The 10,167-nt window shown below is 37.6% G+C and carries 8 protein-coding genes and 1 riboswitch; of the genes, 4 read left to right on the top strand and 4 right to left on the bottom strand.

The annotated features are described in order from the left end of the window. Window positions 1–184: 184 nt before the first annotated feature. Window positions 185–349 carry a hypothetical protein gene (locus tag L2764_RS23800; protein ID WP_248942850.1) on the bottom strand — a complete coding sequence of 55 codons (165 nt, stop codon included), beginning with the start codon at window positions 347–349 and terminating at the stop codon, window positions 185–187. Window positions 350–805: 456 nt separating this feature from the next. On the opposite strand from L2764_RS23800, the gene ftnA reads away from it, so the two are divergent. Next, a complete protein-coding gene (ftnA, locus tag L2764_RS23805; RefSeq protein WP_248942852.1) occupies window positions 806–1,327 on the top strand; it encodes a non-heme ferritin in 522 nt (173 codons plus the stop codon). A gap of 39 nt (window positions 1,328–1,366) precedes the next feature. Here the strand turns inward: ftnA and L2764_RS23810 are convergent, their stop codons facing one another. Both L2764_RS23810 and ribB read right to left on the bottom strand, forming a co-directional pair. Next, window positions 1,367–4,474, bottom strand: a complete 3,108-nt coding sequence (locus tag L2764_RS23810; RefSeq protein ID WP_248942854.1) for an EAL domain-containing protein — start codon at window positions 4,472–4,474, stop codon at window positions 1,367–1,369. 371 nt (window positions 4,475–4,845) lie between these two features. Beyond that, entirely contained in the window at window positions 4,846–5,499 is a 654-nt protein-coding gene (gene ribB, locus L2764_RS23815; RefSeq protein WP_248942856.1) for a 3,4-dihydroxy-2-butanone-4-phosphate synthase, read from the bottom strand. 173 nt (window positions 5,500–5,672) lie between these two features. Further along, a riboswitch (FMN riboswitch) is annotated at window positions 5,673–5,879 on the bottom strand. 294 nt (window positions 5,880–6,173) lie between these two features. On the opposite strand from ribB, the gene L2764_RS23820 reads away from it, so the two are divergent. Next, window positions 6,174–8,321 (top strand): S9 family peptidase, encoded by a 2,148-nt coding sequence (locus L2764_RS23820; RefSeq protein ID WP_376708481.1) that lies wholly within the window; start codon window positions 6,174–6,176, stop codon window positions 8,319–8,321. Window positions 8,322–8,440: 119 nt separating this feature from the next. Continuing rightward, entirely contained in the window at window positions 8,441–8,692 is a 252-nt protein-coding gene (locus L2764_RS23825; protein ID WP_312018382.1) for a GIY-YIG nuclease family protein, read from the top strand. Between the two features lie 242 nt (window positions 8,693–8,934). Here L2764_RS23825 and tnpA read toward each other — a convergent pair whose 3' ends face one another. Beyond that, window positions 8,935–9,366, bottom strand: coding sequence for an IS200/IS605 family transposase (gene tnpA, locus L2764_RS23830; protein ID WP_248942858.1), 432 nt, complete (start codon window positions 9,364–9,366; stop codon window positions 8,935–8,937). Window positions 9,367–9,430: 64 nt separating this feature from the next. Between tnpA and L2764_RS23835 the strand changes: the two genes are divergently transcribed. Then, window positions 9,431–9,739, top strand: a complete 309-nt coding sequence (locus L2764_RS23835) for a helix-turn-helix domain-containing protein (RefSeq protein WP_248942859.1) — start codon at window positions 9,431–9,433, stop codon at window positions 9,737–9,739. Window positions 9,740–10,167: the final 428 nt, after the last annotated feature.

Consider the following 10,167-nt stretch of genomic DNA (forward strand, 5'->3'; position numbering starts at 1 on the left):
ATTGGTTTTTCATTTGAGAACCTTGGCCGATTTTGTGAGAGATTGAAGCTTATAGGCAGCTAACCCTCTTTTCTATACCAAAGTGTGTCGGTTATTATGGCAATCTAAGTATTGCTTGGTCTTTGTACGCACAAATAAACTAAAACATCCCCATACAATCAGCTACAACCCAATGAGCTCAAAGCTACTTTTGGCTGGTTTTCTTCAAACTCATATTCCAAGAAAATAACTCAAAACCTATACCTGCCACTAAGAAGAAGAACACTCCCATGGCATGGGCGTAGTGATAACAAACAATGACGGCAATAAAAAGCGCAGAAGAAATTAATGCCCTTTTAAGACCTTTCATATTTCGTCCTTAAATTTAAATAGTGAGTTAAGAGGAATAAACTCAAGCTATCCAATATTCACTCTAATTTCAACACTTGTATCAATTAGAGTGTAAATTCTCATTCAATCGATGATATTTTAACTCATTGAAACTCAATAAAGTCGATCGCTTATGAGCAAAGTGTGAACACCCTTCAAAGAAATCACTCATTGGACTCGAATGCTTTTTATTTGAACTTGTAACCTGAAATCTCAAAATTTGCAAAAAAATAAGATAACTTAATTAAATAAGCCGCTTATAATTCAAACTGTTAAGAATACGCCATACAGAGAGAGCATCAACGATATCAGTACAAGCACACAAATGAGAACGATTTGTATTTTTAAAACAATGAGTTAGCGAAAAGTAGACTTGCTATTTACTGAATAATTGAACACAATAGTACTTTAAATATTATCCTTGGAGAATAAAGTAGTGCTAACACCTTTGATGATCGAACAGCTTAATGAGCAAATCAATATGGAATTTTTCTCTTCTAACTTGTACTTACAAATGAGTGCTTGGTGTGAAGATAAAGGTTTTGAAGGCGCAGCTAAATTTATGCGCACTCATGCTAATGAAGAAATGGGCCATATGCATCGCTTATTTACCTATGTGAGTGAAACAGGTGGAATGCCGTTACTTGGCTCCATTACAGCACCTCAAGCTGAATTCAATTCTCTGCTTGCATTATTTGAATATACCTATGAACATGAGCAACTAATCACAAGCAAAATTAATGCATTAGCTCATGCTGCATTCACTAATCAAGATTATTCTACTTTTAATTTCTTACAATGGTATGTTTCTGAACAACATGAAGAAGAGAAATTATTTAAATCTATCGTCGATAAAATTCGCTTAATAGGTGAAGACGGTAAGGCACTCTTTTTTGTTGATAAAGATTTAGCGGCTATGGCCGCTGAAGGTAGCGCGAGTATAATGACTGCCGCTTAATAACCGTATCGCTTTAGAACAGCTTGGTTTCAAGCTGTTCTATTCTATTAATTCCATAACCTCTTTCTTACTCTCTAAATAACTTAACAACCCTTTCCCACTTAAAGGCCGAGACATAAAATAGCCTTGAGCATAATCACAACCTAACTTTTGCAAAAAATCCCATTGTTGTTGTGTCTCAACCCCTTCAGAAACTAACTTTAGCTGCAAACTTTGTCCCATAATAATGATGGCTTTAACTAGGTTAGCATCTTTATTTGACTCCAACGCACTCTCTATAAAACTCTTGTCTATTTTAAGGACGGAGATAGGAAAACCTTTTAGATACGCCAGTGATGAATACCCTGTACCAAAATCATCCAAATAGATATCAACGCCTAATGAACTCACTTCCTCTAACGTTTGCAAACACTGCACTTCATCATCAATTAACATGGTTTCAGTAATTTCGATATGTAAATAACGAGGCGCGATCCCATATTGTATTAACGCTTTTGAGAGGATCTGACTAAAAGACTCACCTTGATGGTTAATACACTGCCGACCTGACACATTAATGGCTAAACTAATTTTATGGCCATGCTTATGCCAACGAGCCAAGTCACAAAGTGCTTGTTCTAATACCCATTTACCTAGTGCATCAATCAATCCTGTTTCTTCCGCAATAGGAATGAATTTATCAGGAGAAATAACGCCTAATTCTGGATCACGCCAACGTAACAAGGCTTCAACACTGGTGATACTCCCAGTACTCATATCTATAATTGGCTGATAATTAATATAAAAATCTGAATGTAAAACGGCTTTCCTCAACCGTTGTTCTAATTTTATTTGCTCAAATATCGTTTGATCCATCCCCTCAGAGAACAATTTATAATGCGCCCGTCCATCGCTTTTTGCTTGATACATAGCAGTTTCCGCATGCCTAATTAAACATTCAGGATCTTTGCCATGATCGGGATATAAACTCAATCCAAAACTAGAGGATACACTTATAACATTATGATTAATAGTGATTTTATCGACAAAAAGATGATTGATTTCTCTCGCCCTTTTCTCAATAGAGGCACCATGATACAGATTAGGCATAATCATAACGAATTCATCACTCCCCACCCGAGCAATAAAATCTTCTTTATTTAAAATAGTGCCAAAACGAGACGCCACTTGCTTTAAGATTTCATCTCCCACCTCAGTACCGTGTAAATCATTAATAAACTTAAATCGATCAAGGTTAATAAAAGCAATAGCAACAGATTGTGAATAAGTTTTAGCATAAGAAATTTGATTCTGGAGATGCCCTGAAAGTAATTGCTTATTCGGCAATCCTGTTAATGTATCAAAATGGGTTTGGTACCAAATTTCTTGCTCATATTTCTTTCGGTTGCTTATATCAATAAATAAACCAATATGTTGAGTTACTTCTCCAGTTTCATTCTTGACTAAAGTGATCACCAGATACTCAGGAAAAATATGTCCGTCTTTACGCTTATTCCAAATTTCGCCCCGCCAATGACCTTCCTCTTTTAACTTTATCCATACGTCCCGATAAAAGTCTTCAGGCTGATGATTAGAACTCAGTATTGAAGGATCTTTACCTTTAACATCATCTAAGGTATATCCTGTTATTTTAGTAAATGCAGGATTGATTAATTCAATACGATTCTGAGCATCTGTGACAATAATGCCTTCGGAGGAATGCTCAAAAACAGCAGAAGCACGACTCAACTCTCGTTTGACTTTACGGCGCTCCAGTAACATCTGATTAAGTGCCGACGCCATTCGTGCGATCTCGTCAACGCCTTTAACATCAACTTCTATTTCTAAATTAGGATCATTCGCCATTTTATACATATCATCAGCAATTCTCCTGATTGTCCCCACAATATGTTCTGTAATACTTTTACCCAATAAAATCAGCACACTAACTATCACTATAATAGTCAACAAACTGAATATTAAATAAGTTAATGCTTGTTGCCGCTCATAGCGACTCTTTTCAGCAATATCTTGTGTCATATCCCCATTCATTTGATGCAACCAGTTAATTCGCTGACTGGAGGCTCTCCACCAATTTAACGTCGACACATTGGGAGAGGGCTTCTGTAGATGCTTCAATGCAATAAGCATTGGTTCATCATAAACACGGATCCTATCATCGATATCTTCAATGTTTAGCCCTTGCTTTTTCAGTACTAATAGTTTCAGCATGTTAGATTGATAAGCTAGAATAGTTTCTTCTAATTTGATGACTAAATCATGCTGAACATCTGATAATTCAGGGTCATTTTTTATTACCTCTAAAATTTGAGATAATTCCATAAAATGAACATTAAACTTGACCAGATCACCCTCTTCATTGCGTAATAAATAATTTTTAAAATCATGAATGAGTCCGCCAAATCCCATTAAAGCGCTAATCCTTTGAGACCGTTCGGCTAAGCGCAATTGAGCAGTAATGCTCATCAGAATACGCTCTAATTCTGCATGTTCTGGACTTAATAGCATGGCATTTAATCGCCATTGATTATTGGGGGACGCATAAGATAGTGTGTGCACGATCCGTTCGTGCAAAGTATTTTCTAACTCCTTAATTGATAAAAAAACACTGGAGGAAAGGACTTGTGCGGATAATAACTGCATCATTATTGCACGTTGCTCATCTGCGAGATCTTGAATATAAAGCATATTCAATAAATCAGCTTGCCTTTTAATTTGTTCAATATTATTCGAACTGAAGTGCATTTGAGAAATAAGATCAATCAAAAAGTGATCTATTTCTGCATAAATAGCGAAAAAATCATTATCATTTAACAGAGTGACTTGTAAGCGAATTCTTTCTAAGTTTTCTGATAAATCAAATATTTTACTTAATTTATGCCTTAATGCTGAATGAGATTTCTTACTTTCGGTCAGCTCCATTCTTTTAAGCGCTTTATTTTGAATAAGCACGACTAAGGCCGCATCCGTTGCTTTTTTCTGATGGATGAGTTTTTCCCTAAACATGTGCCCTTGATTACTCATAAATCCCGCTGAAATTCCTCTCTCTTTTTGTAACTCAAACAATAGATTCTCAACGTCAATGCTCACCTCACTGGTTAACATACTCTCATTAGCCAAGCGATAATCTTCTATAAGAAGCATCATTCCAACACTCCCCAAAGCTAAAATGATAAATAAAGGAAAAGCAGAAAATAAAATCAATTTATATTGAAGATTGAACCGACCAAATACTGTGGGCATCAAAAAGTAATCCGTTAATTTTAAGCGAAATGATGAATCTAATTAGTTGCAACTAAGTAACGAGGGTATCATTAGGTCATATTTATTTGCAGTCCATCTGACTTTGTTCATAAAAAAACCTAAAAACATAATGAAATAACAAAAAAATTGACTTTGAGGTACATAATTAGAGTATAAGAAACGAATAACAAGCAAAAAAGTAGAAAGTACATACATTTTAGATACAAAAGCAAAAAGCTCATTATAGAGCTTTTTACTTTTGACCAGAATATAAATTAACTCACTCGTTTGAGTTTTAATTGCCGATATAAAACAATGTCCTCAATACTAAGAACAGGCAAATTATACTTCTGGCTAAATCGAACAATATCCTGTAAACGCGCCATCGTGCCATCGGGATTAGTGACTTCACACAAAACCCCAAAAGGCTTAAGTCCTGCAAGCTGCATTAAATCGATTGCCCCCTCAGTATGACCACGGCGAGTCAGAACACCTCCGGTTCGCGCACGCAAAGGGTATACATGCCCAGGGCGCGCTAAATCATTCGCCTTAGCGTTATCGCTAATTGCAGCTTGAATTGTCGTCAACCTATCTGCGGCAGAGACTCCCGTCGTCACTCCCATTTTTGACTCTATACTCACAGTAAAGGCTGTACCATACTGACTGGTATTTTCAGCAACCATGGGGGATAAATCCAATTGTTTGACGCGCTCTTCAGTCAAACACAAGCAAACAATACCACTGCACTCTCTAATTAACAGCGCCATTTGTTCATGCGTTAAATGTTCAGCTGCATAAATAAGATCGCCTTCGTTCTCTCTATTTTCATCATCGACAACAAGTACACCTCTCCCAAGTTTGAGAGACGCTAATGCAGCATCAACACGTTCAATTGCATTGCCATAAGGCATAAGTAATGACTGATCCATGGTTTAATCCTAATAACGTTATGGGTTGACCAGAATCAGGGCATGCGAAAAAGCATTTAAAAAATTTAAATGCTTATATAAAAGAAAAGCTAAAGATAGAAGGGCTAGTCGCATTCACTCAACCTTCTATCTCAATTGAGTAAATCGTAATCGATTCTACTGAATACTCTCTTTTATATTCTCTTTCATCCGGACTCAGTATATTTTAAGGACAAATATAACATTACCGTCGGCTCTGGGTTCGTTAATATCAACCCACCAGATCTGCTGACCCTAGAAACACTAGGCGCTCGTGGGCTTCGATAATGCTTGGGCCTAAATTGGCTCAAGCATTATCACTTACCACCGGTGGGGAGTCGCACCCCGCCCTGAGAATTATAATTGATAAATCACATTTACCAACAACGGCATTCTGCGCTTAATGCACTGGAATGGCAAGTTATAACGATATTTTTTAACGAGTTAACTGATAAAAATAATATATAAAACTAAATTCTCACCTCCACTCCAATAAACCTTGTCTTCCAAAAGGAAGATAAAATTAATATACATTTAATAAATAAAATCATCGACCTTTATGCCTTAGCAACATAAAATAACCCTTAATAAAAATATGATCTCAATTGTAAAAATATACTTTTTTGCAGATAAGAAATGACACAAGGAAACGTGACATGAAGTTCTTTTTCCCGCTTACAGCATGTGCTGTCTTGCTATTTGGATGCTCAAATATGAATAAAACAACATCAATACAGCCACCCAGTGCCGAAAAAATCCCCCACGTAATGGAAGATCACGGTCATATACGCACCGATAACTATTACTGGATGCGAGACGATAAACGCCAAGACAAAAAAGTCATTGCTTATCTCAATGCAGAAAATGAATATAAAGATTCACAATTTAAAGCATATGAGCCTTTACAAAAAAGTTTATTTAAAGAACTCACTAACCGGTTAGACAAGGACGAATCCAGCGTGCCTTACTTATGGCATGGCCAATGGTACTATCAACGCTATCAAACGGGGTCTGAATACCCCATTATTGCGCGAAAAAATAGCCTTGATAGTCATGAAGTCATCCTTCTTGATGTCAATGAACGTGCTGATGGTAACGATTTTTACGGTTTAGGAGAGCTATCTGTTAGCCCAAATGGTCAACTACTTGCCTTTACTGAAGATACACTCAGTCGCAGAATTTATACCGTTATCATTAAAAATCTAAAAAATAATCAATACCTACAAGATAGAATTGAAGGAATTGACGGCAATATTGTTTGGGCCAATGATAACCAGCATATTTTCTATATTGCGAAAGATCCTCAAACATTACTTGGCTTCCAAGTCTTTCGGCATAAACTCGGCACGATGCAAGCTGAAGATGTATTAGTTTTCGAAGAAAAAGACGATACCTTCTACCTTGAACTCGACAAAACACTTGATGAGTCACTCATTACGCTTTCCCACGATAGTACCATTACCTCTGAAATATCAATACTGGATGCAAATCAACCCCTTTCAACATTTACACCCATGTTGCCGAGAAAAGAAGGTCATGAATACACATTCAAAAAGTTAAAAGATACCTTCTATATCCTCACAAACTGGCAGGCTAAAAATTATCGGTTAATGAAAGTACCAGCCAGTCAAGCCAACAATCAAGAAGCTTGGCAAGAAGTCATCGCCCATGATAATAACGTATTAATTGAGGACTATTTAGTACTCGAAGACTATTTAGTCATTCAAACACGTGAAAATGGTCTCAATCATATTCACATTTTTCCTTTCAATGAGCAGCCAGCATTTGAACTTTCATTCGATGATGCCGCTTATGTGGCCAGTTTGGATGCCAACAGCCAGCAGGCAAGTAACAAACTCAGAGTGTCTTACTCTAGCCCTAATACGCCTGAATCCATTTTCGAATATACATTAAGTTCGGCAAACGATGAGGCACTCACAACGACTCGTCTTCTATTAAAGCAAGAGAATATTCTAGGCGGCTTTAAAACCTCAGCATACAAAACAGAACGTTTATTTATTACCGCTAGAGATGGCGAACAAGTTCCTGTCACTCTGGTTTACCGTAAAGACAAATTCAACAAAGATGGAAAAAATCCTCTATACCAATACGGCTATGGCGCTTATGGTTATACAATCGAGCCTCATTTCAAGTCATCCATCATCAGTCTACTTGATAGAGGGTTTGTTTACGCCACCGCCCATGTTAGAGGCAGCGATATGCTTGGGCGCGCTTGGTATGACGAGGGCAGAATGTTAAACAAACAAAATAGCTTTAATGACTTTATAGACATAACTCAAACTCTTACCGATCGCGGTTATGCCGATAAAAATAAAGTCGTTGCATCTGGCGGCAGTGCTGGCGGCCTTTTGATGGGAGCAGTGTTAAATCAAGCTCCTGAACGCTACTTTGCCGTTGCTTCACACGTCCCCTTTGTTGACGTTGTCACGACCATGCAAGATGAAAGTATTCCATTAACGACCAATGAATATGATGAATGGGGTAATCCTAGTAATCCTGCTTACTATGAATACATGTTAAGCTATTCTCCATACGATCAAATCAAAGCTCAAAATTACCCTCATCTACTCGTCACAACAGGCTTACACGATTCGCAAGTACAGTATTTTGAACCTGCAAAATGGGTGGCCAAATTAAGAGAATATAAAACAGATGATAACCTTCTGTTATTTGAAACTGATATGGAAGCGGGTCATGGTGGGAAAAGCGGACGCTATCGTCGATACCAAGATACAGCAAAAGAATACGCATTTTTCTTAGGATTGTTAGATTTCGACAAATAAGTCATATTTCCCCAAGTCAGTTAAAGCTAAAAGTTGAACTGGCTTGGGGTTATAAAACAGAAGCCTGCTGTAACATCATCATAATACAACAGACATCAACACTGAAGTTAAGGTATATTATGGCTGCTTATTGGCATTTATATATCATTGAATGCGCCAATGGACATCTCTACACTGGGATCACCACAGATATCAATCGCCGTTTTAAAGAGCATCAAACTGGCGGAAAAAAAACGGCAAAATACCTCAAAGGTAAAGGCCCCCTAAAGCTTAAATACCAAGAAAGTATTGGCGATCACAGCCAAGCTTTAAAACGAGAAATCGCCATTAAAAAGCTTTCTCGAGCCCAAAAACTCCAACTAATTAATTGAACTATTGATATGCGTCAACAATAGCACTTTAGAAAAATCCCCAACAAAGACCATGAAGGGCTCACTGATATCCACATATGGAATGTCAACAAACTCATTAAAGAAGCGAAAAATATCAATGTAATAAACATTGACCTTTCCCAAATTGCAGAGTTAGATCAAAGTTAACTGACCTCCGGCAAAGCCGGAGGCTTATTTGGGTGACACCCTAAAAGGGCTTAAGTCAGTGCCCAAGGCACCCTCTACATTCCGAGTTTTAATTGATCCCGATGAATGTCATTTTTTTCTTGGTTTCGTATGTACTCTTTTATCATTTCCTCATCCAAACCAACCGTAGAAACATAGTAACCCCTTGCCCAAAAAGCCTCTCCATTGAAATTCTTTTGCCGCCCCTTAAACTGACGAGCAATTGAAATGGCACTTTTACCTTTAATAAATCCTACGACGTTAGATACTGAAAATTTCGGTGGAATGCTCAAACACATATGGACATGATCTGGCATTAGATGCCCCTCTTCGATCACAACCCCTTTTTGACGGGCTAGTTCGTGAAATACCTCGCCCAAATGCTTTCGAATAACACCAAATATTAACTTACGTCTCTTTTTTGGAATAAATACAATATGGTACTTACAATCCCAACGTGTATGGGACAAACTCTTAGGGCCTCGCATAGGTTGCTCTCCTGTCTTTTGGTCGAGACTTGAGCGTACCTATACCGCGGTATAGGTGAAACCTATGCGAGTCACCTCGGCAGAGCTAGGGGTTTACCGTTTATTAATTAGAGTCTTATCTGAACACGAACTCATCACATTGGAAGAAGCATTCAAAAATCATCCAAAACATCGTTGCCGGATACGTGCTCATGCGATTATCAATAGCTATCATGGATTCAGTATCAAACAGATAGCACAAATCTTATTGGTAAAAGGGGAAACTGTTTCTTCTTGGTTAGATCAATGGTTTGAACACGTATTGTTTTTCTTTATGACAGTAAACGAACTGGACGGCCAACAATCTATAACTCAGTTGAAAATCAACGACTAAAAAAGCTTGTTGATGAAGAACCTTATCAACTTAAACAAGCTCAATCGAGAATGATATTAGAAACAGGAAAAACGGCCAGCAAATCAACGCTTAAAAGAATACTAAAAAATTTGATTACAGCCATAAACGGGCCAGACATTCGTTAAAAAACAAGCGCTCTCAAGCCGATTTTTTAGCTTGCCAACAGACCTTAGAGCGGCTGATTGACGCTGAACGTTCGGGGGAAATTGACCTCTTTTATTTCGATGAATCAGGCTTTAGCCAAAAATCACATTTACCCTACGCTTGGTCTCCAAAAGGTGAACCGTTAGCGATGCCTCTTAGATTGCCATAATAACCGACACACTTTGGTATAGAAAAGAGGGTTAGCTGCCTATAAGCTTCAATCTCTCACAAAATCGGCCAAGGTTCTCAAATGAAAAACCAAT

It is taken from the genome of Shewanella surugensis (assembly GCF_023284005.1).
GTDB lineage: Bacteria > Pseudomonadota > Gammaproteobacteria > Enterobacterales > Shewanellaceae > Shewanella > Shewanella surugensis.